The organism is Frankia sp. BMG5.23 (assembly GCF_000685765.2).
In the GTDB taxonomy this organism is placed as follows: Bacteria; Actinomycetota; Actinomycetes; order Frankiales; family Frankiaceae; genus Frankia; species Frankia casuarinae.
The window spans coordinates 134,269-158,085 of record NZ_JDWE01000007.1 but is presented as its reverse complement, the minus strand read 5'-3'; the positions used below and the strand labels follow the sequence as shown (position 1 = coordinate 158,085).

The window sequence follows — 23,817 nt, the reverse complement described above, 5'->3', positions numbered from 1 at the left end:
AGCCCTAACCCCACCCACAAGCCGAAAACCACCCGACCGGCAACACCGGCCGGGCCTTCGGCCCGCCCACCCACGCCATCACCGAACTCTTACGACACCCTCGACCGCGTCCGAACCGGAGTCTTCGAATACATCGAGATCTACTACAACCGGCAGCGGATACACTCCGCGATCGGCTACCTCACCCCCGTCGAATACGAGGAGAAATTTGACAGACAAGTCCTTCGTGTAGCATAGTCAGTACTGTCCACAAAATCGGGAACGCTCCACCGTGCGAGCTGGCGGAAGCGGTCGACGGAACGCACCCTGTTGGCGGTAGAGGATAGTCCGGTTAGCTTTTATTTGCCGCATTTCCGCCGCCGGTTCTGTGAGGTGCCGTGGTCGATCCGTCCGTCCGCCCGTCCCGCGTCCGCCATCCTGCACCCGCCGATTCGTACGACGATCGACCGCAAACAGGGGACGGGCCACCGCAGGCCGGCACGGAGGACACGGGCGGAAACGGCGCCACAGTGGTGCCGGACGCCGACGGACCGAAGGCCCGCCCGGCCGGGGTGCAGAACGCCCACAATGCCGAATCGGACGCCGATGCGGTGGCGCGCTGGCTGGCCGAGACGCTTGCCGAGGCCCCGCCCGTCCCGCCAGCGGTCGCCGCCCTCATCGCGGGCGTGCTCGTCCGGCGTCCGCCCGCCGCCTAACCTCCCGAGCAGGGGACCACCGTCGCCTACGCGCCCAGAACACCGCCATGCGCGCCCATCGGCGCTCACGGCCGACATGCGAGTACGACTTGCCATGTGTAACCAAGGGGTGGTACCCATCGTCCTGTCGCATGCACGCGCGCTGCTGACCGGCACCTCGGCGGGGCGCACCGCCTACCTTGACGCCGACCTGCGCGACGTCGACACGATCCTCGGCTCGGCCGAGCTTCGCGACACCCTCGACCTGTCCCAGCCGGTCGCCCTGTCCCTCATCGCGATCCTGCACTTCGTCCCGGACACCGATGATCCGTACCGTCTCGTCCGCAGGCTCGTCGACGCGCTGCCCGCCGGCAGTTTCCTGGCGCTCAGCCACGGCACCGCCGACTTCAACGCCGATGCCACCCAGCAGGCGAGCCGCGCCTACCAGTCCCAGGGCATCGCCGGGCAGCTACGCACTCGCGAGGAGATCGCCCGCTTCTTCGACGGTCTCGACCTGATCGACCCCGGCATCCAGGCGCTGCACCGCTGGCGACCCGACGACACCAGCGGCGACATCACCGACGGACAGGTCAGCAGCTACGCCGCCATCGGCCGAGTGAGGTAAACAGACCTCGCCAAGCAGCACGCTGGACATCCGTCGCGACAGCCTCACCCGTCCCACCCGTCTGACAATCACCTGACAGTCGTTCCGGCGGGCTGACACTCACCGCTGTCAGCCCGCCGCAACCACCGGCGCCGCCTGACAGGTCACCCAGTCAGGGTCGAGCCACCCAACAGCCCCATGCGCCGTCCGACGTGTGCACAACCTGACTTGCAACGGTCCGCGTACACGACCCCGGCTCTGCGGAGCGACGGTCCATCGAGTCCCGTGCCCGCCGGACCTGCGGAGACGCATTCCGATCGCGAGATCAGGAAGAGGAATCAGGTGCTTCGGTTGCGGGCTTGCCGGCTCCGTTGGGCCCCAGCACACCGTGCACGGTGCCGGCGTCGACCCGCAGGTCCAGGCCCACCAGCGCTCGTTTGCCGCCGTAGCTCTTCTGCAGGCCCTCGGTGAGGACCGTCGGGTTGTCTGTCACGAGGCGGACCGTACGACGAACCACCGACAGTTCGGAACCGAATAAGGGCGGGGGGCTAGGCCGAGCTCCGCCGGGTCCGACGACTGGCCAGCTCGTCGCCGGGATGGGTCGCCGGCGGATGACCAGGCCGCTCGCAGGGCAGTTCGGCCAGCTGGCCACGCATGTCGCGCAGGGCTCGGCCGACGGCGATGGCGAACACGCCCTGTCCACCCCGGACAAGATCGATCACCTGATCGTCCGAGGTGCACTCGTACACGGTGGAGCCGTCGCTGATCAGGGTGAGCTGCGCCAGGTCGTCCACGCCGCGGGTACGCAGATGTTCCACCGCCACCCGGATGTTCTGCAGCGACACACCGGCCTCAAGCAGCTTGCGGACCACGCGCAGCACCAGGACGTCACGAAAGGAGTACAGCCGTTGGCTGCCGGAACCGGACGCGTCGCGGACGCTGGGGACGACCAGAGCGGTCCGAGCCCAGTAGTCGAGCTGGCGGTAGGTGATGCCCGCCGCGGCGCAGGCCGTCGGCCCCCGGTACCCGACGTCGTCCCCCGGCGGTTCGGGAATCTCATCCGGAAAGAGCTGGCCCTGTTCGATCATCGCTGTACGCACTTCGCCGCCATGCCAGCCCCATCCTCTGGACCGTTCCGGATCCGTCCCGACCGCCGACGTCACCCGACGCCGCCATCCCGGACACCCGGCCCGATCGAACCGTTTCCACTGTCGTGCGGCCTGCCACGATCACCTCGACCGCACGACTCCCCGACCACCGACGGCCGGCGAGGCCGCGGCGTGGCACCCCTGTGCCCGTAATCCGGGACCGCCCGTCCACCCGTCGGCACGGAACCGGGCAGAGCACATCACGCCGTTGCCACGGCCCGGCAAGGTCAGAGCCGGAGAGAGCCCGTTCCGCCACGTCTACCGCGGGCAGGGGCACGAACTCTACGGTCGGGCTCTCCCGACCGTAGGAGCGACGCGCGGTTCCTTCAATGATCTAAGCCGGCGTGTCTGGAGTCCAGCGGACGTCATTCAACAGATCGGTCAAATCGGAAGCTCGCCCCGATACTGCCCGCACTGTGGATCACAGTGGATCACAGCCGACCTCGGCCACGGCTCGCTGACAGTCTCAGCGGCCGACCTGCTCCCAGGCGGGCACGCCAAGGGCTGGGAAGCCTCGGGAGCCGGGAACCCTCAGGAGCCGGGGGTGTTGAAATCCTCCGGGGAGATCGTGTCAAGGAACTCCCGGAACTTCTCCAGCTCGCTCTCCTGTTCTTGTTCCTGTTCCTCGGGAACGGTGATCCCGGCCTCGGCCAGGACCGCCTCGACCCCGTAGACCGGCGCTCCCATCCGCATCGCCAACGCGATCGCGTCGGACGGCCGGGCGGAGACCTCCACCCCGTTGCCGAACACGAGCGTGGCGAAGAAGACGCCGTCCTGGAGGTCGGTGATGGTCACCCGGGTCAGGTCCGTCTGCAGCGCACGCAACACGTCCCGCATCAGGTCATGGGTCATAGGTCGAGCCGTCGTGATGCCCTCCTGGGCGAAGGCAATCGCCGTCGCCTCGACAGCACCGATCCAGATAGGCAGATACCGCTCACCGCCCACCTCCTTGAGCAGGACGATCGGCTGCTTCGACGGAAGCTCGACTCGCACGCCGACGATGTCCAGCCGATGCACCGATCTACCTCCTCGCAGGTGGGGCGGGGCGGGATGTTGTGACCGGAGCCAGAAAACCCCACAGGGGAGACAGTATCCCCGCTTCCGTCCGGCGTCAGCGCGCCCACCGGTTCGGCTGTCCGGCAAGGCACTCCGAGCGCAGCCCCGACAGCCTCCTCACCTTGGTCTCAACTCGATCGTCCCGCCGCCAGCCGGGAGCGCAACAGGGCCGCGTGCAAGCGGACCAGCAACGCCGCCAGCTCATCGGCGGTCTCGGCGTGCCGTCCCGAGCCCTCACCACCGCGCTGGCCCCGCAACGGGGCGACGGCGGCCTCGATGAGACCAGCCTCACGGTCGGCCACCGTACGGGCGGCCCGCAGATGCCGGGGCTGCACGCCGTGGCCGGCCAGCAGCGCCACGGTCCGCGCGACGAGCAGGGCGTCGGAATCGTAGTACCCGCCGCCGGCGATCGGACCCACCAGGCCGTGCTGTTCCAGCTCGGTCAGGGCCTCGTCGCCGAGCCCCGCGGCGGCGAGAAGCTCCCGGCGCGACATTCTGACCCTTTCCGCCCCGAGGAACGCGTCCAGGCCGGTAGGGGCCGGATGCGGGGGCAGCGCGCGGGGTCCAGGCCGATGCACCGGGGTCTCACCGCGGTCGAGCGACGCCAGCTCCTCCTTGATCACGCGCAGCGGAAGAAAGCGCTCCCGCTGCGCGTGCAGGACGTAACGGAGCCGGGCGACGTCGTCGACCGAGTACTTGCGGTAGTTCGCGCTGGTACGGGCGGGTTCGACGAGTCCCTCCGCCTCGAGATAGCGGATCTTCGACAGGGTGATGTCGGCGAAGTCCGCCCGCAGACGGTCGAGAACCTGGCCGATGTTGAGCACCTTCGCGTTCTGTCCGGCCTGGTCCGAGCGCGTTGCGCCCGAACGCGGGGCCGACGATGCCGCGGCGAGGCCGCCGCTCACCGTGGGTCCTTCCTCGTCACCGTGCCGCTGACCCCCCGTAGCTCGCGCCAGTCAGGAACACCAGTCGGAACTTGCCGATCTGTACCTCGTCGCCGCTGGTGAGCTCAGCCGAGTCGATCCGCTCGCGGTTGAGGTAGGTACCGTTCAGGCTCCCGACGTCGCGAACCGAGAAGCCCTTGGTGTACGGCGAGCGATGGAACTCCGCATGCCGACGGGAGACGGTCACATCGTCGAGGAAGATATCGCTCTCGGGATGGCGGCCGACGGTGGTCATGTCGGCGTCCAGCAGAAAACGACTCCCCGCATTCGGCCCCCTCTTGACGACGAGCAACGCCGAGCCGGGAGGTAGCGCGTCAACGGCGGCCACGGCGTCCCGCTCGGTCGACTCGTCGACGTGGTCACCCTCGATGCCGGACAGCGCGGCCGCCAGGTTCAGCGTCGACGTCTGCTCCGCGGGTCTCTCCGGCGCCACGGGCTCACCCGGACGTACCAGAGGAGACCCGCACCGCGCGCAATACAGCGCGTCGGACGGGTTCTGCTGTCCGCACCTCGTGCAGAACACAGTCGCGTCCGCTTCCTGCCGGGATCCCGCACGGGCGGGGTACCCCAGCCGCTTCGGCCGCCACCGGACGGGCGGCGGGAACGTCTCTGCCAACACTGCGATGGTGGTAGCCAGACGTCCGCAGCCCACCCCCATCACCAGGATGATCACATGGCGACGGTCGGGCCGTCCACGATCGTGCCCCGGTGCACTCCGAGGCTAGTGCATCGCGGGCACGGTCGTGAAAAGAGTGCGACCCGTGTTGTTCGGCGTGGCGTGGCCCACCACCCACCAGAAGCACCAACCAGATACTCTCAGTTTTCCTTCACGTGCTCCGCGTACTCTTCGGCGGTCAGTAGGCCGGTGACGTCGGCGACATCCGCGACCGTGAGCTCGACGAGCCAGCCTTCCCCATAGGGATCAGAGTTGATCAGTTCCGGCGCACCGGCAAGTGCCTCGTTGCGCGCCGTCACCTCTCCGGCGATCGGCGCGTAGATCTCGGACACGCTCTTGGTCGACTCGACCTCTCCGAAGGACTCACCGGCCTGGACCGCGGAGCCGAGGTCGGGCAGAGAGACAAAGACGATGTCGCCCAGCGCCTCCTGCGCGTAGGACGTGATGCCGACCCGTGCCGTGCTCCCGTCGAGCCGGATCCATTCGTGCTCACGGGTGTACTTCAGGTCGTCCGGGTACACCGGAGATCGCCTCCCCTTGCTCTGACCACTGCGCGGACCGCTCTGCGCCGCCCGGCCCGACGCCATACCGTGCCGCGCCGCGCCGTGAACTCCACCAGGAACCACGTTCCTCGGCTGGCCCGGGGACAGGGGGTCTCCTATCCGGCCGGACGGGCGTAGCGAGGACTCGGAGCGGGTCGCAGCGCACGGATCTCGATGTGCTCGGAGGTCCGAACGGTCGCCTGCGCCCCGTCCCGTGCCGCTACCGTATCGAGCACCCCGCCGGGGATCCGCATCGCCTGGTCCAGCGTGTGGGCGTCGCCCACCACCCGCAGCACGTACGGCGGCGCGATCGACGTGCCGTCGACCACCAACCCCCGCCCGGGCTCGTCGGCCACGTAGGTCGAGACGACCGCTCGGACCCCGGCGATCTCGATCGCCTCGGCGCCCGCGTCCCGTAGCTCCTGCAGGGCGTCGACGAGGATCGAGGCGTCGACCGCGCGGTGAGGGTCCTGGATCGTCAGCTCGAGCCCCGATCCGGTGACCGGCACCATGCCGGTGAGGATCGCCAGCCGGTCGGCCTCGCGACGCACCTCGTCCGGCCCGGCCGCCGGGGCCGGCACCGACGTCGGCACGGGCGGCATCATCGGTTCCGCCTCCCGGCGGAGCTGCTGCTCCCGGGCTGCCAGGGACCGGTCGACGGCGCCGATCGCACCGAGGGTCGCGGCGAGCTCGTCCGGCCGCGCGGTGGCGAGTCCGAAGGACGGCTGCGCGGACCGGGTCGCGGCGACCGCGGCGAAACCGAGACCGGCGAGCAGGACCAGACTCAGGGCACGCCGCGTCCGGGCACGACCCGGCCGGACGTGCCCCGGAACCGGGCTCGGTGTCGGCTCCGACGCGACAGGGACCACGACGGGCGACGTGGGCGGGTCCGACGGCGCATCGGAGACCGGCGCATCGGAGACCGGCGCATCGGAGACCGGCACCGGATCGGGCTTCGGATCGGATGCGGACTTCCGTCCGGGCCCGGATTCCGAAGGGTCGCCTGTCGAGGTCACCGCCATCGTCAGACCTTGATCAGATGTTGGCGCAACGCGGTCGCGGTGGTGAAGATGCGGATGCCCAGCACCACGACCACCGCGGTGGACAACGCGCCGCCGAACCCGATCAGGTCGCCGAGCAGCACCATCAGGACGGCGATCGCGACGTCGAAGACGAACGAGACGATGAACACCCGGTCGTCGAACACCCTCTCCGCGACGGCCCGCGCGCCGCCGAGAGCAGCGTCCACCGCGGCCACCACGGCGACTGGGAGGTAGGGATCCATCCAGTCGGGGACGGTCGGGCCCAGCACCAGGCCGGCCGTCACGCCCAGGGCAAGGGCTACCACGGCGATCATGATTCGCTCCGTCGAGCATGCCGCAGCACCTGGGGATCGGCCGCGGGCAGGGTCAGGTTTCTGACGGTGACGACCGACAGGGAGGTCACCGGTGAGTCGGGACGATGCCGCAGCCGGTCGATCACGGCGGACTCCTCGAGACGCCGCACGAGATCGTCCGGATCACCCACCGCTTCGACGGTGTACGGCGCGATCATCGGTACGAATCCGACGAGAATGAGATCACCGGCCGCCCGGATAGCGCTGAGAGCCGTCAGGCGGACGCCGTTGACCGCGACAGCCTCGGCACCCGAGATCCACAGCACGTTGACGAGATCGGCAAGATCTCGATCTTGAATCCGGGTCCAGTCGGACGCCGGTGCGGGGTGGGGACCGGCGAGCCCGGTCAACGGGCGCAGCGGGGTGGGTGCCGTTGACGCACGAGGTGCCGACGGTGCCGACGGTGCCGACGGCCCGGGGGCGGTCCGGTCCGCGAGCTCGATCCGGGCACCCGGTCCACGCACGGGGGACCAGCCTGCCGCCGGCCCGAGATCCGACAGCGCCGCCGTGGCCCAGGCCAGCTCACGCTCGGCCCGGGCGCGCTGTTCCCGCGCCGTCTTCACCCGCAGGCGCAGCTCGCCGACCCGGGTCGCGGCCGCAGTGGTCACGGCGGATCGCTCATGTATCTTCGCGCGCAGGGCCGCGACGAGCTCCGCACGTTCCCCGGCCGTCGTCGCGGCACGCCGGGCCCCGGTCGCGATCACCAGGCCGAGCAGGCCGAGGACGAGGGCCAAGGCGAGGGGACGCTGCCAGGGGCGACGGGGCCGCCCGGAGACTCCGCAGGGATCCGAAGGGCCGGCGGCCCCGGGGCATACCGGCCCTCGGCGTGGCCATCCGGTCCGTTCTCGCACATTCGGCATTCTGACCGACCGGACACCGAGCGCCGCCGACCAAGGCCTCGCCGCGCGTGCCGCGGCTACCGCGCCTCGACCACCTCGACCCAGCGCCGCAGCAGCACGTGGGCCTCCTCGATGTCGGCGCCCTCCGACCACAGGTGGGTGACCGCCTCGCTCGGGTCAGGCAACACCAGGATCCAGGAGCCGTCCGGACCGACGATCCGAACCCCGTCCGTGGTGTCGATGACATACCCCGTATCCGGGTCGACCGACTCCACCACGCGACGCATGACGGTGCCCTTGACCGCCCACGGGGTGGGCACTGAACGGCGCAGGATCGCCACCGAAGGTATCCGGGCGTCGATGGTGCTGAGTGTCAGCCGGGTCCGTGCCACCAGGGCCAGCAGTTTCACGAACGCCGCGATCCCGTCGATCGCGGGGGCGAACTCGGGGACGATGAAGCCGCCCCGCCCGTCGGCGGCGAAGACGATGCCGTCGTCACGGGCGACCCCGGTCAGCGCCGCCGCCGACAGGGAGGTCCGGCGTACCGTCAGCCCGTGGAAGCAGGTGACCTGGTCGGCTACCCGGGTGATGGTCACCGGGAGGGCTACCTCCGCGCCGGGATTCTCCGCCGCGACGAGGTCGAGGAACACCAGCAGGGCCCGGTCATCGTCGATGAGGTCCCCCCGCTCGTCGACGATCGTGACGCGCTCGCCGACATGATCGAACCGCACGCCGAAGGCCGCCCCGGAGCTGGCGACGAGGGCGCCCAGGCGGTCGGTGGCCCGCAGATCCTCCAGGGCGCTGCGGGGCGGGATGGTCTCGTCAACGCGTCCGTTGACGGTGAGCACGTCAACGCCGAGCCGGCCGAGCAGTGTCGGCAGCACCAGGGACGCCGAGCCACCCGAGGGATCAACGACGATCTTGAGATCCGCCTCGGCGACGCCGGCGGTATCGACCCGGTCGAGCAGATCCTGGATGTAGAGATCCATGGTACGGGCCGGGAAACGCAGGTCACCGATCTCACCGGGAAAGGCCCGGCGGAACTCCTGGCGGGAGAAGACCCGGTCTAGCTTGCGCTGTGCCACCGGGGAGAGGTCGTCGCCGTCGGCATCCAGGAAGATGATGTCGATGCGTTCCGGGTCTCCGGGGGTGGTGCGCAGCATGATCCCCCCGGCGGCGTTGGACGAGCGGACGTCGAAGCGGGTGACCGGCATCGGTGCCACCTCGAGATCACGGACGTTGATGGCGCCGGCGGTCAACGCGCTGATGACGGCCCGCTTGAGGGCCCGGGCGGCGCGGGAACCGTCCCGCGCGGTGGTGACGGTGGCCCCCTTCTTCAGGGTCGTGGCGTAGGCGCCGGCGAGGCGCACCACCAGCTCCGGGGTGATCTCCGCGTTCACCAGGCCGGACACCCCGCGCGGCCCGAACAGGGTCCGCTGGCCGCGGGACTCCCAGATGACGGAGGTGTTGACGACCGCGCCGGCCTCGATCGTCTTGAACGGATACACCTTCACGTCATGGGAGACGAACGCCTCCTCGCGGACGACGCACTCGTCTCCGACGACGGCGCCCTCCTCGATCCTGGCCGCCCGCAGCACGTCGGTGCTCTTGCCGATGACGCAGCCGCGCAGGTTCGTCTGCGGGCCGATGAGCGCGTTGTCCTGGACGATCGCCCGGTGCAGGAACGCGCCGCTCTTCACCAGCACGTTGCTGCCCAGCACGGAAAACTCCCGCAGCTCGGCGCCGGCCTCCACCTTGCTGTAGTCACCGACCACGAGCGGCCCCTTGAGGATCGCCTCCGGATGGACCTCGGCGTCCTCACCGATCCACACCCCGGGGGACACCTCGAAACCGCCGATCTCCACGTCGACCTGGCGGTTGAGCACGTCGGCCTGGGCCCGTTGGAAGCTCGCGATGGTGCCGACGTCCTCCCAGTACCCGGACGCCACGTAGCCGTACACCGGGGCACCCGCCTCGACCAGCCGGGGGAAGATGTCGCCGGACCAGTCCACCGCCTCGCCGGGCGGCACCTGGGCAAGCACCTCGGGCTCCATCACGTAGATGCCGGTGTTGACGGTGTCGGAGAACACCTGCCCCCAGGTCGGCTTCTCCAGGAAGCGCTGGATCCGTCCGTCCTCGCCGGTGATGACGATGCCGAACTCGAGCGGATCGGGGACGGATTTCAGCGCGACGGTGACGAGCGCGCCCTGACGCCGGTGGAAGGCAACCAGGTCGGTGAGGTCGATGTCGGTCAGCGCGTCCCCGCTGATGACCAGGAACGCCTCGTCCCGCAGGGCGTCCTCGGCGTTCTTCACGCTGCCGGCGGTGCCCAGCGGGGTCGTCTCGGTGGCGTACGACAGGTGCATCCCGAGCTCGTCACCGGAACCGAAGTATGTCCGGATCATCGAGGCCAGAAACTGGACGGTCACCACCGTCTCGTCGAAGCCGTGCCGTTTGAGTAGGCGCAGCACATGCTCCATGATCGGCCGGTTGACGACGGGGAGCAGTGGTTTGGGCAGGTTCGCGGTCAACGGACGCAGCCGGGTGCCCTCGCCACCGGCCATGACGACGGCTCTCACCGGTCACCTCCCACTTGCGCTGGTCCGGGCGTCCGCCCGGAAGCGCCGGACGAGCTGGCCGGCCTGGACGAAGTACAGAAGACCAGACCACCAGTACAGGGCAGTACCCCAGATCGCGAACGCCCATCCGACCGGGCGTGCCGCGGTGGCCAGCCAGGAATCCCCGGCGGACAGCAGCAGGAGAGGGAAGGCGTACAACAGGTTGAACGTCGCAGCCTTGCCCAGGTAGTGCACGGGCAGCGTGACGCCGACCCCGATCCTGCGCAGCAACGGCGGCAGCGCCAGCAGCGCCACGTCGCGGGCAAGGAGCAGAACCGCGAACCAGACCGGCACGATCCCGCGGAGGGTCAGAGCGACGATGGTGGCGAGGATGTAGAACCGGTCGGCGAGGGGATCCAGCAGGACGCCGAGGCGACTCGTCTGGTTCAGCACCCGCGCGAGCTTGCCGTCCAGGTAGTCGCTGATTCCGGCGAACGCGAGAACGCCGAGCGCCGCACCGTCCGCCTTCGGACCCAGCACCAGCCAGAGGAAGACCGGCACGCCGAGCAGCCGCAGGGCGGACAGCGCGTTCGGAACCGTCCAGATCCGGTCCGAGGCGGTGGGCATGGTCATGCGGCCGTCTCTCCTCCACCGGTTGGGCGGCGCGACGCGCCGCGAAGGCGGTGAACGGCAGCCCACCGCACCCGGCGCTCCCGCAGGTCCCCACCCGACGGGTTCGGCGCCAGTGGGGACGTCCGGGCCCGGTGGGGGCCGCAACGCCCCGCCGACGGGCCGGACATCGCTGACGCTAGCGGATCGTGGGACACGGGGAGCGGAGAGGGATCCGCCGGCGGGGTACCCCGGCGTTCGGACCGGGTCGGATGGGACCGGGCTCAGAGGATGCGGCCGACCTTGTAGGTGGAGCTGTAGATGGGCCGCAGCGACACGACACCGCCGGTCTGCGGGGCAGCCCACATATACCCATTCCCGGCATAGATGCCGACATGGTAGATATTCCCAGGAGTACCGTAAAAGATCAAGTCGCCGGGCTGCTTGCCGGACTGGGGCACCTTCATCGAGACCCGGTACTGGTCCTCGGCCACGCGCGGCAGCGAGCGGCCGAGTTGTTTGAAGACGTACTGGACGAGTCCGGAGCAGTCGAACGAGTACGGACCCTCCGCGCCCCAGACATACGGCTTACCCTTGTTCAACGACGCGAGGTAGACGGCCTTCTCCCCGATCGAGCTACCCGGGATGACCTTTGGGATCGCCTGGTCGATGACGGAACCCGACCCTCCCGAACCCGACCCTCCCGAACCCGACCCTCCCGAACCCGACCGTCCCGGACCCGTCGGACTCGCGATCGTCACCGTGGCGGCACCGGCCACGGAGGGACGCAGGGCGTTCGATCCGTCGAAGACCGCGGTGATCGTCGTCGTGGAGAGCAGGCGCGCGGTGATCTGCGCGGCGCCGTTCGCGTCGGTCCGCAACCTCGTGGAGGTCTGCCACTGGGGACCGTTCACCACGACGATACGGACGTCCTGGTTCGCGAGCGGGGTGCCGCTGTCCGATTCCAACGCCCGCACCGTGAGCACCACCGGGGTGTTGGGCGCGACCGAGGTCTTGTCCGCGGCGATCGAGACGCTGGTGAAGACGGGGTCGTGGTCCGCGATGGCGGTGGCCAACGGGGCGAGCCTGCGGGCCGAGGCCGCATCGCCGCCGGTGGCGTGGTGTCCCGGGACGAGCGCGGCTTCCTGGGTGAGGGAGTTCGACTCCAGTGACGAGGTTCCGTCGGCGCCCCCGGGGACGGTGGCCGCGAAGGCGGCGGTCGAGGCCGCGATCGTCCCGGTGGTGAACGCGGCGATGGTGACCGCGCGTCGCGGAGGAGGAGTGGTACGGCGGCGAGCCGCGCCGGAGCCTGAGGAGCCGTGGGGCGCCGGCGGGCGCTGACGATTCCGGACGAACTGGTCCCAGTCCTCCGGAAGCCAGGCCATACCACGACGGGGCAAGACGTGTCCTTCCCGTGCGCCTACGAGGGAGCTGTCGGGTTCGGGCTGGCCAGCCCGGCGGCCGACGACCCGGTCAGTGCCGTCACCGCCAGAACGCGGCCGGATCCGCCGGCCACACCCGGAACCACGGCTCCCCGCACCTGCCCCGACATACTCGGAGGGGCCGCCGAACCGGGGGCAGGACCAGGCACATCGGTCCGACGGGTATCTCTATCAAAATAGGTATATCTGTATGACATGTAGCAGACACTTCATAATCCGGACACCTATGGATCGGTAGAACAGAAGTGCCGTTGATGACCATAGTGGACATACCCGGGCGGCTCGCAATCACCCCCACCCCAACGCTTGAACACGGCACCAGAAGACCGTCGCTACTCGGCAAGAAGTACGGATGCCGTCACGCCGGGTGTCCGTCGGCGGCTTGATCACGCCACCTCGCGTCAGGTCGTCACGACGCCCCGAGCATCGACGTGTCGTAGATCTCGCCGGCTGTCTCGTCGGCGATCCGGCAGCGGAACGGGCCGGGTCGTCAGGGTGCGGGCGGCGGGTTCACGCTCGGGACGGAACCGACCTGCGCCGGCGGCTGCCCGGGCGACGGCTGCCCGGGCGATGGGTGCCCGGGCGATGGGTGCGCGGGCACGGGCCCCCGCGACGGATCCGGCGGAAGCACGCTCGCCGCAGACCGGGCCGGCACGACGGGCGCGGCTCCTGCCGAGGATTCGGCGTGCGCGTACACCACCAGGTTGTTGAGATAGTGCCTGGCCTTCCGGTCGAAGGCGCCCCCGCAGGTGATCAGGCGCAGTTCAGGGCGGATTACCGGTCCGTAGACCCGGTTCGTCGGGAACCTCGACTTCACCACGTTCTCCGCGCGATCGACGACGAACGTCGTGGACACGCCGGTCGGCGAAGCGACCTCGATACGGTCGCCGGGCACGAGCTCGTGCAGCCGGTAGAAGACCGCCGGGCCGGTGGTGGAATCGTAATGGCCGACGAGCACGGCAGGGCCGATGCCACCAGGCGCCGGACCGCGGTCATACCAGCCGACATCTCCCCATGCCTTGGGCACCCCGAGCGTGCCATCCGGGTTCAGACCCAGATGAATGATCGGAGCGTCCACCCTGATCCGGGGGATGCGCAGCCGGGACGGATTGTTGACGACCACCACTGGCTGCTCGGGGACGGCGGGAGGTAGCCCGAACCGGCCGGTCGTCGGCACGGGGGTGGGCGGCGGCGGGACGTCGGCGATGTCGGCCGTCGCGTCCGCCCCGGGAGCGCCATGGACGGCATCGAACGCCGGTTCCGCCAGCCGGAAACCGCTGCCGAGGACGAGGACCGCCCCGACGAGGAGAAGCCACCGCCAGAGCGGGATGCGCCGACCCGCGACGGGTGTCCGGACGGAGAAGGCCGTCGGTGCGCCGTTCGCGGGCCGCTGGTTACCGCCGCCCGTCCCACCTTTCACAGCTCCTCCCGCCATCCCGCCCGTCGATCGTCCACGTACGCGTGCGGATCGCTCCCGAGGTGGATCGTCCGGCGCCCCGCCCGCGGCTCCGAACCGTCACGTGCCAGGGTCACGAAACCACCGACGGTGACTCTACCAATCAGTGAAGATACTTTCCGTGAGCGGCATGCTTGTGAGCGAGGTGTACCGGTCTCAACGATTCCGAGATCACCGAAAACTGGACGAACTAGACCGAAAAAGCAACCCGATCGCCGCCACAAGGAGGTCGATCCGGCCGCACCACGCCCGGGCGGTTAACCCGCATCCCCACACTCAGTCGCTATGGTATCACTCGCAGTAACGAATAGATCACCGTACGTGAGAGAGGGGACCAGATGAAGAAAGGTATGGGTCGAAGCGCCGCCGTTCTCGCGATATCAAGCGCGGCGAGCGTCACCCTAACCTTCGGGCCCGGCCTGGCCGCTGCCCACGCCCTCGACGACAAGGACAACCACCGGTGCGACGACAAGAAGGACGGGTGGGGCCTCTTTGGCGACAAGGACAATCTGGACGGCAAGGACCGCGACCGCGATGACAAGATCGACGGCGACAAGCGGATCCGGGCCGATCGGATCGACGACGGCAGGGACGGCCTGGACGGCAAGAACGGCAAGGACGGTCTGGACGGCAAGGACGGTCTGGACGGCAAGAACGGCAAGGACGGCAAGGACGGCAAGGACGACTGGTTCAACTGGGACGACAAGAAGCGCGACTGCGCCATTGCCGGCGTCGGTGCCGGCGTCGGTGCCGGCGTCGGGCCGGGGGGCGGGCCGGGGGGCGGTGTCGCCGCAGGTGGCGGCGGGATGGCCGACCCCGGGTCCTCGCCCCTGCTCCCGCTGGCCGGTGCGGCAGTGGGCGCCCTGCTGATCGGCGCCGGGGTTACCCGACGGCGCGCCCAGGGTGCGAGCTGACCCTGCTGTTCGGCGGCCCTGCGGCGTGCGGACACCCTCGTGGGTGACGGCCTCGGCCTGGTCCCACGCGGGGCCCACGCACGAGGGTCGGGGGTCGCGTCGTCAACGACGCGACCCCCGGTCACCGTAGTGGTCGCCGGTACGGTAATGTGGCTGCTGTACGGGACGTGGCGCAGCTTGGTAGCGCACCAGACTGGGGGTCTGGGGGTCGCAGGTTCAAATCCTGTCGTCCCGACAGAGGTGGTAAAACCCGTTGCTCAGGCAGGTGAGCCTGCTCAACGGGTTTTTTCGTCGTAAGCCGCCGTCACGCCGGTCCGGCCGGACCGGAAAGCCCACCCGGCTGACGGCCGGAACCCGGTCCAACCGTCAGCCGCCGCCCCTGCGGTCGCCGCGTTCACGCACCCGCACCGAGATCGAGATGGGCGAACCGGCGAAGCCGAAGTCCTCCCGGAGCCGGCGTTCCAGGAATCGACGGTAGGACGACTCCAGAAAACCCGTCGTGAACACCACGAACCGCGGCGGGCGCACTCCGGCCTGGGTCGCGAACAGGACCTTCGGAACCCGCCCTCCACGTGCTGGCGGCGGGGTCGCGGCGACGACCTCACCCAACCAGGTGTTCAGCCGGCCGGTCGGGATCCGGGTACCCCAGGACTCCAGCGCGGTGCGCAGCGCGGGGGCGAGCCGGTCGGTCGCACGCCCGGTACGGGCCGAGACGTTCACCCGCGGCGCCCACGCGACCCGGCCGAGGTCACGGACGATCTCCCGTTCCAGGGTGAGCCGGCGGTCGGTGTCCACCAGGTCCCACTTGTTGAAGGCGAGGACGAGGGCCCGTCCCGCGTCGACGACCATCGAGATGACCCGCTGGTCCTGCTCGGTCACCGGCTCGTCCGCGGCGAGCAGGACGATGGCGACCTCGGCGGCTTCCAGGGCCGAGGCGGTGCGCAGCGACGAGTAGTACTCGGCGCCGGAGGCCTCCCGGACGCGACGGCGCAGCCCGGCGGTGTCGATGAACATCCACTCCTCGCCGCCGACCGTCACCAGCTCGTCGACCGGGTCCCGGGTGGTGCCGGCGACGTCGTGCACCAACGACCGCCGGCTGCCGGCGAGCTTGTTCAGCAGACTCGACTTGCCGACGTTGGGCCGGCCGATCAGGGCGACCCGCCGTGGGCCGTCGGACTCGGTGAGGATCTCGCGCGGCGCCTCGGGCAACGCGGCGAGCACGGCGTCGAGCAGGTCTCCACTGCCCCGGCCGTGCAGGGCCGAGACCGGGTGCGGCTCGCCGAGCCCGAGGCTCCACAGCGCCGCCGCATCAGCCTCGAATCGTACGTCGTCGACCTTGTTCGCCACCAGGATCACCGGCAGCCCGCAGCGGTGCAGCACCCGGGCGACCGCCTCGTCGGCGTCGGTGGCACCGGTGACGACGTCCACGATGAACAGCACCGCATCGGCGGTGTCGAGCGCCGCGCGGGCCTGCTCGGAGACCTGGGCGGCCAGCCCCGTCGCGTCGGGTTCCCAGCCGCCGGTGTCGACGAGGGTGAACCGCCGCCCGCTCCAGACCGCGTCGTAGGCGACGCGGTCACGGGTCACCCCGGGGACGTCCTCGACGACCGCGGCCCGCCGGCCGAGGATGCGGTTGACCAACGTCGACTTGCCCACGTTGGGTCGCCCCACGACGGCCACCACCGGTTGACCGATCCCGGGGCCCGCGAACTCGCCGTCGAGCTCGCCCGCGAACCCATCGGGGCCGCCGACGTCATCGCCGAGGCCACCGTCGGCAAACCGGTCGAACCCGGCCGCGCCGAGGTCCGTTGATAGGTCTTGTCCGCTCATCACTGTCACTGCCAACTGTCATCGTGGGACGGGGATCGCCTGTGATTCCCGGGCTCGGCGCCGGACACGCGAGCGTGGTCGGATCGCCGGGGGCTCTCACCCGCCCGTCCGGAGCGAGCAGCGATCTTGCTCAGATTACCCGGCGCCGGCCCGGTCAGCTCCGCCGGTCCCGCCCGCCTCGCCGCAGGCCTTTCCGGCCCGGACGGTCGCCAGATGGTCGAGCAGGCGCACCCGGATGTCCTCCGCGACGGCGGCCAGCGCCTTGCGCGAGCGTGGGTTCGCCGGGACCTCCACCGCGAACGGCGCACCGAAGACCACCCGGATCGGCACCGACCGGCGCGGCCAGCGCGCCCCCCGGGGCAGGGCGGCACCGGTGTTGATGCAGGCCACCGGTAGGACGCGGCAGCGGCCGTGCACCGCGAGGTAGGCGATGCCGTGCTGGACCGCCGCCATCTCCCCGCTGCCCCGGGTGCCCTCGGGGAACAGCCCGATCGCCCCGCCACGGGAGAGCTCGTCCAGCGCGGTGTGCAGGGCCTCCCGGTCGGCCCGATCACGATCGATCGGAATCTGACCGCTGAACAGCAGCGCCCGGCCGAGCACCCCCCGGTACATCTCGACCTTGCTCAGGCAGCGCACGGTCCGTGGGGACTCGATCACCACCAACGGGCCATCCAGCCAACTGCTGTGGTTCCCAGCGAAGATCAACGGCTCGTCGAAGGGGACGTTCTCAAGCCCCTCCAGGCTGATCTGCATGACCACCCGGTTGAGGAACCAGCGGACCCCGGGCTTGAGGACGCGGTGCGGGAGGTCGTTGTAGATCGGTGACGCGGCACCCCGGTGGACCGGTCCACGCGCCACCCGGGCGGCCCGCCGGGCCGCCTCCGCGGCACGTTCGCCGGCACCGTCGTCCGGCCGAGCGGCCTCAACGCGGGGCGCCTCAACGCGGGGGTTCGACGTGGTCATCTCGTCCGGTTCGGCAGCTGCTCGCAACGCCGAAGCACCTCGTCGACGACTTCGGACACCGACAGGGCCGTCGAGTCCAGAACCACCGCGTCGGGCGGGATGGCCAGCGGGTCCGCCGCCCGGTTGCTGTCGAGCGCGTCGCGCCGGTCGAGTTCGGCGAGGGTCCGGGCGACGTCGTCGACGCCCTTCTCCCCGAGCTGGCGGGAGCGACGCAGCGCACGGACCTCGGTCGAGGCGGTGAGGAAGACTTTGATCTGGGCGCCCGGCGCCACGACCGAGCCGATGTCGCGACCCTCCACGACGATGCCGCCGGCCGGCAACGCGGCGGCGATCACCTGACGCTGTTGGGTGACGAGCAACGCCCGCACCGCCGGCACCGCCGCGATCGCACTGACCGCGTTGGTCACCGCGCGGGTGCGGATCTGGGCGTCCACCCCGACACCGTCGATGGCGATCGAGGGCTCGTCCGGGTCCGTACCGACCGAGATCACCGCCCGCTCGGCCAGCTCCGCGACCGCCGCCGAGTCCTCGATGTCAATCCGCTGTTCCAGCGCGAGCTGGGTGACCGCGCGGTACATCGCCCCAGTGTCGAGGTACCGCAGGCCGAGGCGGCGGGCGATCTCGCGGGCCACGGTGCTCTTCCCCGACCCTCCGGGACCGTCGACCGCCACGATCAGACCCTCGGCCCCGCCTTCGTGGACCGCGGGACCATCTCCCTCGGACCCGAGCGGCGCAGACGTTCCCTCCCGGCTGTCGGTGACCGTGCTTCCCGCCGACAGCGCAGACCCGTGGTCGGGCTTCACCCGATTCCTCCGTCCCGGTCACATAAAGAGTCGTCGGATCGCGCCCCCGCGGATGCCGACATGTGCAACCCGGATCAGGCTACTCGGTACGGCATCAGGATCGCCGGTATGCCGTCCAGCCGTTGAGCGTCAACCGGTCGACGAGCTCGTCCGCGGCCGTCGGATCCACCGCGAGCTCGACGATGCCGGCGGGTGCGTCAAGGCTGTGCTCGAAGGGCCCGACATCCTCAATGTTGATCTGCCACTGGCTGATGAAGCCGACGAGCGCGGCGAGCTGGCCGGGTCGGTCGTCGAGCACGACCCCCACCCAGCCCCAGGACTGCGCCGGGGCGCCGGGCTTGCGCGGAAGCAGCGCACGGCCGGCCTGGCCGCCCCGCATGAGCCGGGAGACCGCGGCGGTGACCTCGTCACCGGAACCGGTGTCGAGGACGTCGGCGAGCGCGGTGAGCTGGGCGCCGAGGGAACGCACCCGCTCGGCGATCGGGCCGCGGTTACCCTCGATGATCCCCGACCACAGCTCGGCGTCGCTGTCGGCGAGCCGGGTGGTGTCGCGGAACCCCTGCCCGACGAAGGGCACGTCCCGTTCCGGCAGCCCGACGAGCGCCCCCGCGAGCGCGCTCGCGACGATCTGGGGCACGTGGGAGACCGACGCCATCGCCGCGTCGTGACGCTGCGGGGTGGTCCGCACCGGCGTGGCCCCGCAGGCGAACGCCAGCGCCACCGTGGCGTGCACCGCGGCCGACCCGGTGTGCGGGACGGGACAGACCGCCCAGACCCGCTCGGCGAACAGGTCCGCCCGGGCGGAGACGGCCCCGTGCCGTTCCCGGCCGGCGATGGGGTGGGCCGGGCACCACGTCGTGAGGTCGCAGCCGAGCTGGACTCCCTCGACCAACGGTCGGACCTTGACGCTGCCGGCGTCGCTGATCGTGTCCGCGAGGCCGGAGCGGGCCAGGGCGCGTACCTGGACCGCGACACTCGGCAGTGGGGTGGCGACGACCGCATGATCGACCCGCTCCCCCGCCCACGGCCGCCCGGCCCCCATCTTCTCGGCAAGCGCGACCTGTGCCTCGTCCACGTCGCGGAGCAGGACCTCGACGCCCCTTGCCGACAGCGCGAGACCGATGCTGGTCCCGATCAGGCCCGTGCCGACGACCCCGACCCGGCGCAGGCGCGGAAGGCGTGCGGCATCCCATTCCAACCCGACCATGGCCTTGATCCTAAAGCCTCGGGCCTAGAGACCGACGCCGTGATACAGGGCGCCGATCTCGTGACGGGTGAGGTGACGGGCCCGCCCGGCGCGCAGGGTTCCCAGCGACACCGCCCCGAACCGGGTGCGCACCAGTCGATGCACCGGGTGGCCGACGGCGTCCATCATCCGGCGGACGACGTGCTTGCGCCCTTCGTGCACGACGACCTCGACCATCACCCGTCCGTTCGCGTTGTCGACGATGCGCGCCGAGTCCGCGCGCACCGGGCCGTCGTCGAGTTCGACCTCCGCGCGCAGCTGGCGCAGGACGTCACGGCGCAGCGGACCGGACACCTCGACGAGGTAGGTCTTGGGGACGGCGAACGAGGGATGGGTGAGCCGGTGCGCGAGCTCTCCGTCGTTGGTGACGAGCAGCAGCCCCTCGCTGTCGGCGTCGAGCCGGCCGACGTGGAACAGCCCGCCGCCGAACTCCGCGAGCAGATCCGCGATCGTCGGCCGACCCCGGTCGTCCGACATCGCCGAGAGCACCCCGCGCGGCTTGTTCAACGCCAAGTGGACCAGGCCCGTCCGGGTGACGATCCGCTCACCGTCGACCTCGATGAGGGCGGTTTCGGGATCGACCCGGCGGCCCTGCTCGCGCACCACGGTGCCATCCACCCGGACCCGACCGGCAGCGATCAACTCCTCGCCGTGCCGGCGGGAGCCCACCCCGGCGGCGGCCAGCACCTTCTGCAGCCGGATGCCCTGGTCCTGGGGCCCGTCCGGGCGGTCACCGCTACTCATGACGGGAACCTGGTACTCATGACGTAACAATGTCATCAATCTCATCGATACCGGGCAGCAGGGGGGCAAGCGGCGGCAGTTCGTCGAGCCCGCGCAGCCCCATCCGTTCGAGAAAGTAGTCGGTGGTGCCGTAGAGGATCGCGCCGGTCTCCGGATCGTGCCCCACCTCCTCGACCAGGCCGCGGGCGGTGAGGGTGCGGATGACGCCGTCGGCGGAGACACCCCGCACCGCCGAGATCCGCCCCCGGCTCACCGGCTGCTGGTAGGCGACGACGGCCAGGGTCTCCAGCGCGGCCTGCGACAGCCGGGCCGACTGGCCGGCGAGCACGAAGCGCTCGACCCAGGGGGCGCACTCGTCCGCGGTGTAGAAGCGCCAGCCGCCACCGGTGTGCCGCAGTCGGAAGCCACGGCCGTCGCGGACATACTGCTCGGCGAGCTGCGCGAGCAGCCGCTCGACCTCCAGCGCCGGGGCGCCGAGGCCAGTCGCGAGCTCCGCGACGCCGACCGGCTTCTCCGCGACCATGAGGACCGCCTCGAGCAACGCGCCCAGCGGCGGCCGGGCCTCCCCGGCAGCCCCGGCCTCCCTGGTCACGACGCCACCTCCCGCGACTCCTCCTGCGCGTCCCCACCGTACCGATCAGATCCGAACAGCCCGTGGCCGATCGGCGGGGCGTCCGCCTCGACCGCCGGATCCAGGGCGATCCAGCGCACCGTCAGCTCGCCGAGCGGGACCTGCTGGTCGAAGGAGATCCGGCCCTCGCGGAAGAGCTCCAGCAGCGCCAGGAACCGGGCCACCACCTCGATGGTCTGCCGACAGCCGACGCACAGCATCCCGAAGGTCGCGGTGCCCACCTCGCGCAGCATCGCGATGACGGCGAGCATGTGCTCCCGCACGCTGATCCGGGGCAGGTGCACGTGATCGGTCGCAACCAGCGGCGGCAGCGGCGGCTCACGCAGCCGGGCCGCGAGCGCCGCGAGCTCCGTCGGGCCGATGCCGATCTGGACCTCCGGCAGCGCGGCGGCGTAACGGGGCTCCAGGGGTACCGCCCGGGGGGTGTGGCGCGCCTCCAGGGCCATGAGGCCGGCGAAGAGCGCCGCAGCCTCCTTGTACGCCTTGTACTGCAGCAGCCGGGCGAAAAGCAGGTCGCGGGCCTCCAGCAGGGCCAGGTCCGCCGACTCGTCCTCGGACAGGGCGCCCGGCAGCAGCCGGGCCGCCTTCAGGTCGAGCAGGGTCGCCGCGATCACCAGGAACTCGGTGGCCTGGCCGAGGTCGAACCGGTCCCCCAGCCGCCGGATGTGCGCGACGAACTCGTCGGTGACTTGGGAGAGCGCGACCTCGGTCACGTCGAGGCGATGCTTGGCGATGAGCGAGAGCAGCAGATCGAAGGGGCCGGTGAAGTTGTCGAGTTCGACGACGAAGGTCTCCGTGCGCCCACCACGACCCGTCGGCACGCCGGTGCGCGGGGCGGCCTTCCCGTCGGTCTGGTCAGCCGGAGCGGCCTGGTCAGCCGGGGCGGCGCGAGACCGGGTCATGGCGCCACGCTACGCCCCGGCGGCGTCGACGTGATCATCATCACCCCAGGTTGAGGCCTATCAGCGAGGCGAGTCCCCGCAGCAACGGGCCGATGAGCTGGCCGACGACCGAGGGGAATCCGACGAACAGCACCGGCAGCAGCAACAACGCCAGCAGGATGCCCAACCCGATGTTGCGCTCGGCCAACTGGTACCGGGCGTTGCGCCAGCCAGCCGTGGTCGGACCGAGCAGGAACAGCAACCGCCCGGCGTCTGTCGGGGGGACCGGGACGAGGCTGATGATGAACATCGACCCGAACGTGACGGCCATCCACAACGCGAGCTCGGCACCGAAGCTGTTCGGCACCGTCACCTCGGTGACGCGGTCACCGAGTCGCACCAGCCCCGGCTCGCCGAGCGGCTGGAACACCGCCAGGGAGGCCAGGGCGAGCAGGAGATACGTCAGCGGCCCGGCCAGGACGGCAGCGGCCACGTGGAACCGGCGGCGCCGCCACACGTCGTTCATGGGCACCGACTCGGCCCAGCCGTAGCCGACGACGAAGACGGCGACTGCGCTGAACGGGCTGAGCCGGTCCTTCAGGCCCGTCATCATCCGCCCCGAGCGCATCGGGGTCGGGTCACGGACCAGCCGGGCCACGAGCACCTGGGCGGCGTCGTGGGCGAAGATCCCGATGAGGAAGGCGAGGAGGATCCCGAGAAGCGCCGCGGGTTCGGCAAGGTGGAACAGCACGTCGCTACCTTTTCGCCCCGATCGCCTCGTTGTCCCGGTTCAGCCGACGGCTGGCGGCGTGTCGTGCCGGACCATCAGTTCCCGGGCGAGTCGCCGGTAGCCGGCAGCCCCCACCGACGTCGGGGCGTAGGTGGTGATCGGCTCGCCGGCCACCGTGGTCTCCGGGAACCGAACCGTCCTGTTGATCACAGTGTGGAACACCTCGTCCGGGAACCGTTCGACGACCCGGGCCAGCACCTCCCGGGCGTGCAGGGTGCGGGCGTCGTACATGGTGGCCAGAATGCCGGCGAGCTCCAGGCGCGAGTTGAGCCGCTCGCGCACCTTGTCAATGGTCTGCAACAGCAGCGCCACTCCCCGCAGCGCGAAGTACTCGCATTCCAGCGGGACGATGACGGCGTCCGCCGCCGTCAGCGCGTTCACGGTCAGTAGGCCGAGCGAGGGCTGGCAGTCGACGAGGATGACGTCGTACTCGTCGAGGATCGGCGCCAGCGCGCGGGCGAGGCTGTGCTCGCGGCCGACCTCGGTGACCAGCAGCACCTCCGCGGCGGACAGGTCGATGTTGCTCGGCAGCAGGTCGAGCCCATCGACCTGGGTCTCGACGATCACCTCGCGGACGTCGGCGTCCCCGCCCAGCAGGAGGTCGTGCACTGTCAGGTCGAACTGCATCGGGTTGACGCCGAGCCCGACCGACAGCGCACCCTGAGGATCGAAGTCGACGAGGAGTACCCGCCGGCCGTACTCCGCGAGAGCGGCACCCAGGTTGATCGTACTGGTGGTCTTGCCGACCCCGCCCTTCTGGTTGCACATCGCGACGATCCAGGCGGGACCGTGCGACGTCAGCGGGGGCGGGACGGGAAACGACGGCAGCGGCCGTCCGGTGGGTCCGGGCTCGCCCACCCCCGCATCGACACTCTCACCGCCGGCCTCGAGCCGCCCGTCCTCGGACAGGCGGGGATCACCGACCGTCACCTCCCCATAGAAGCGGCGGGTCGGTGAGGCGACGGACGACGTGTCGGTGAAACGGACCACTGAGGGATTGCTCCTTCTACAAAGAGCAGAAACGGACCGGTAGGAGCGTACCGACACCGACCCGTTCTCGGTGGCGCCGGG

The 23,817-nt window shown here is 70.5% G+C and carries 25 protein-coding genes, 1 tRNA gene and 1 pseudogene; 5 read left to right on the top strand and 22 right to left on the bottom strand.

The window, feature by feature from the left end; translation table 11 throughout:
* The 3 genes from BMG523DRAFT_RS26250 to BMG523DRAFT_RS05560 form a co-directional block, all read left to right on the top strand.
* A partial coding sequence (locus BMG523DRAFT_RS26250) for an IS3 family transposase (protein ID WP_235462884.1) occupies positions 1-237 on the top strand: 237 nt, incomplete at its 5' end.
* 140 nt (positions 238-377) lie between these two features.
* On the top strand, positions 378-695 hold the full coding sequence (locus tag BMG523DRAFT_RS25815) for a hypothetical protein (protein WP_043590560.1): 318 nt from the start codon (positions 378-380) through the stop codon (positions 693-695).
* 94 nt (positions 696-789) lie between these two features.
* Entirely contained in the window at positions 790-1,299 is a 510-nt protein-coding gene (locus BMG523DRAFT_RS05560) for an SAM-dependent methyltransferase (RefSeq protein WP_083494754.1), read from the top strand.
* Positions 1,300-1,636: 337 nt separating this feature from the next.
* On the opposite strand, the pseudogene BMG523DRAFT_RS24225 reads toward BMG523DRAFT_RS05560, so the two are convergent.
* The 13 genes and pseudogenes from BMG523DRAFT_RS24225 to BMG523DRAFT_RS05500 all read right to left on the bottom strand — a co-directional run.
* Positions 1,637-1,771, bottom strand: a pseudogene (locus BMG523DRAFT_RS24225) (daunorubicin/doxorubicin resistance ABC transporter ATP-binding protein DrrA); the annotation flags it as partial.
* Between the two features lie 55 nt (positions 1,772-1,826).
* On the bottom strand, positions 1,827-2,366 hold the full coding sequence (locus tag BMG523DRAFT_RS05555) for a MerR family transcriptional regulator (protein ID WP_035958339.1): 540 nt from the start codon (positions 2,364-2,366) through the stop codon (positions 1,827-1,829).
* Between the two features lie 591 nt (positions 2,367-2,957).
* Positions 2,958-3,443 carry a bifunctional nuclease family protein gene (locus BMG523DRAFT_RS05550; RefSeq protein WP_009739504.1) on the bottom strand — a complete coding sequence of 162 codons (486 nt, stop codon included), beginning with the start codon at positions 3,441-3,443 and terminating at the stop codon, positions 2,958-2,960.
* Between the two features lie 167 nt (positions 3,444-3,610).
* Positions 3,611-4,306 carry a MerR family transcriptional regulator gene (locus BMG523DRAFT_RS05545; RefSeq protein ID WP_347272458.1) on the bottom strand — a complete coding sequence of 232 codons (696 nt, stop codon included), beginning with the start codon at positions 4,304-4,306 and terminating at the stop codon, positions 3,611-3,613.
* A 97-nt stretch (positions 4,307-4,403) separates the two neighbouring features.
* Positions 4,404-4,949, bottom strand: a complete 546-nt coding sequence (locus BMG523DRAFT_RS05540) for an FHA domain-containing protein (RefSeq protein WP_009739506.1) — start codon at positions 4,947-4,949, stop codon at positions 4,404-4,406.
* Positions 4,950-5,242: 293 nt separating this feature from the next.
* Positions 5,243-5,623 (bottom strand): glycine cleavage system protein GcvH, encoded by a 381-nt coding sequence (gene gcvH / locus BMG523DRAFT_RS05535; RefSeq protein WP_035908712.1) that lies wholly within the window; start codon positions 5,621-5,623, stop codon positions 5,243-5,245.
* Positions 5,624-5,760: 137 nt separating this feature from the next.
* Positions 5,761-6,666, bottom strand: a complete 906-nt coding sequence (locus BMG523DRAFT_RS05530) for a DUF881 domain-containing protein (protein ID WP_043590558.1) — start codon at positions 6,664-6,666, stop codon at positions 5,761-5,763.
* A 2-nt stretch (positions 6,667-6,668) separates the two neighbouring features.
* On the bottom strand, positions 6,669-7,001 hold the full coding sequence (locus BMG523DRAFT_RS05525; protein ID WP_011435907.1) for a small basic family protein: 333 nt from the start codon (positions 6,999-7,001) through the stop codon (positions 6,669-6,671).
* The gene (locus tag BMG523DRAFT_RS05520) at positions 6,998-7,774 is read right to left on the bottom strand and encodes a DUF881 domain-containing protein (protein WP_235186883.1); all 777 of its coding nucleotides are present in this window, start codon (positions 7,772-7,774) and stop codon (positions 6,998-7,000) included. The genes BMG523DRAFT_RS05525 and BMG523DRAFT_RS05520 overlap by 4 nt, the downstream gene beginning before the upstream one ends.
* Before the next feature lie 182 nt (positions 7,775-7,956).
* Positions 7,957-10,443, bottom strand: coding sequence for a mannose-1-phosphate guanyltransferase (locus tag BMG523DRAFT_RS05515; protein ID WP_043590556.1), 2,487 nt, complete (start codon positions 10,441-10,443; stop codon positions 7,957-7,959).
* Positions 10,444-10,461: 18 nt separating this feature from the next.
* Positions 10,462-11,070, bottom strand: coding sequence for a CDP-alcohol phosphatidyltransferase family protein (locus tag BMG523DRAFT_RS05510; protein WP_011435904.1), 609 nt, complete (start codon positions 11,068-11,070; stop codon positions 10,462-10,464).
* A 260-nt stretch (positions 11,071-11,330) separates the two neighbouring features.
* Positions 11,331-12,446, bottom strand: coding sequence for a C40 family peptidase (locus tag BMG523DRAFT_RS05505; RefSeq protein ID WP_035941301.1), 1,116 nt, complete (start codon positions 12,444-12,446; stop codon positions 11,331-11,333).
* A 532-nt stretch (positions 12,447-12,978) separates the two neighbouring features.
* The gene (locus BMG523DRAFT_RS05500) at positions 12,979-13,908 is read right to left on the bottom strand and encodes a class F sortase (RefSeq protein WP_011435902.1); all 930 of its coding nucleotides are present in this window, start codon (positions 13,906-13,908) and stop codon (positions 12,979-12,981) included.
* Positions 13,909-14,282: 374 nt separating this feature from the next.
* On the opposite strand from BMG523DRAFT_RS05500, the gene BMG523DRAFT_RS05495 reads away from it, so the two are divergent.
* Entirely contained in the window at positions 14,283-14,858 is a 576-nt protein-coding gene (locus BMG523DRAFT_RS05495; protein WP_023840519.1) for a hypothetical protein, read from the top strand.
* A gap of 161 nt (positions 14,859-15,019) precedes the next feature.
* Positions 15,020-15,093: transfer RNA gene (locus tag BMG523DRAFT_RS05490), tRNA-Pro, on the top strand.
* A gap of 131 nt (positions 15,094-15,224) precedes the next feature.
* On the opposite strand, the gene der is transcribed toward BMG523DRAFT_RS05490, so the two are convergent.
* The 9 genes from der to BMG523DRAFT_RS05445 form a co-directional block, all read right to left on the bottom strand.
* Complete coding sequence (gene der, locus BMG523DRAFT_RS05485; protein ID WP_011435900.1) at positions 15,225-16,688, bottom strand: ribosome biogenesis GTPase Der; 1,464 nt, start codon at positions 16,686-16,688, stop codon at positions 15,225-15,227.
* Positions 16,689-16,823: 135 nt separating this feature from the next.
* A complete protein-coding gene (locus BMG523DRAFT_RS05480) occupies positions 16,824-17,651 on the bottom strand; it encodes a 1-acyl-sn-glycerol-3-phosphate acyltransferase (protein WP_011435899.1) in 828 nt (275 codons plus the stop codon).
* Complete coding sequence (cmk, locus tag BMG523DRAFT_RS05475; protein ID WP_011435898.1) at positions 17,648-18,454, bottom strand: (d)CMP kinase; 807 nt, start codon at positions 18,452-18,454, stop codon at positions 17,648-17,650. The genes BMG523DRAFT_RS05480 and cmk overlap by 4 nt, the downstream gene beginning before the upstream one ends.
* A gap of 94 nt (positions 18,455-18,548) precedes the next feature.
* A complete protein-coding gene (locus BMG523DRAFT_RS05470; RefSeq protein ID WP_011435897.1) occupies positions 18,549-19,661 on the bottom strand; it encodes a prephenate dehydrogenase in 1,113 nt (370 codons plus the stop codon).
* A gap of 24 nt (positions 19,662-19,685) precedes the next feature.
* Positions 19,686-20,444 carry a pseudouridine synthase gene (locus BMG523DRAFT_RS05465; RefSeq protein ID WP_023840520.1) on the bottom strand — a complete coding sequence of 253 codons (759 nt, stop codon included), beginning with the start codon at positions 20,442-20,444 and terminating at the stop codon, positions 19,686-19,688.
* 16 nt (positions 20,445-20,460) lie between these two features.
* Positions 20,461-21,036 carry an SMC-Scp complex subunit ScpB gene (gene scpB / locus BMG523DRAFT_RS05460; protein WP_011435895.1) on the bottom strand — a complete coding sequence of 192 codons (576 nt, stop codon included), beginning with the start codon at positions 21,034-21,036 and terminating at the stop codon, positions 20,461-20,463.
* Positions 21,033-21,977 (bottom strand): ScpA family protein, encoded by a 945-nt coding sequence (locus tag BMG523DRAFT_RS05455; protein ID WP_011435894.1) that lies wholly within the window; start codon positions 21,975-21,977, stop codon positions 21,033-21,035. The genes scpB and BMG523DRAFT_RS05455 overlap by 4 nt, the downstream gene beginning before the upstream one ends.
* A gap of 40 nt (positions 21,978-22,017) precedes the next feature.
* Positions 22,018-22,707 (bottom strand): M50 family metallopeptidase, encoded by a 690-nt coding sequence (locus BMG523DRAFT_RS05450; protein WP_011435893.1) that lies wholly within the window; start codon positions 22,705-22,707, stop codon positions 22,018-22,020.
* A gap of 39 nt (positions 22,708-22,746) precedes the next feature.
* Positions 22,747-23,736, bottom strand: a complete 990-nt coding sequence (locus tag BMG523DRAFT_RS05445; RefSeq protein WP_011435892.1) for a ParA family protein — start codon at positions 23,734-23,736, stop codon at positions 22,747-22,749.
* Positions 23,737-23,817 lie beyond the last annotated feature (81 nt).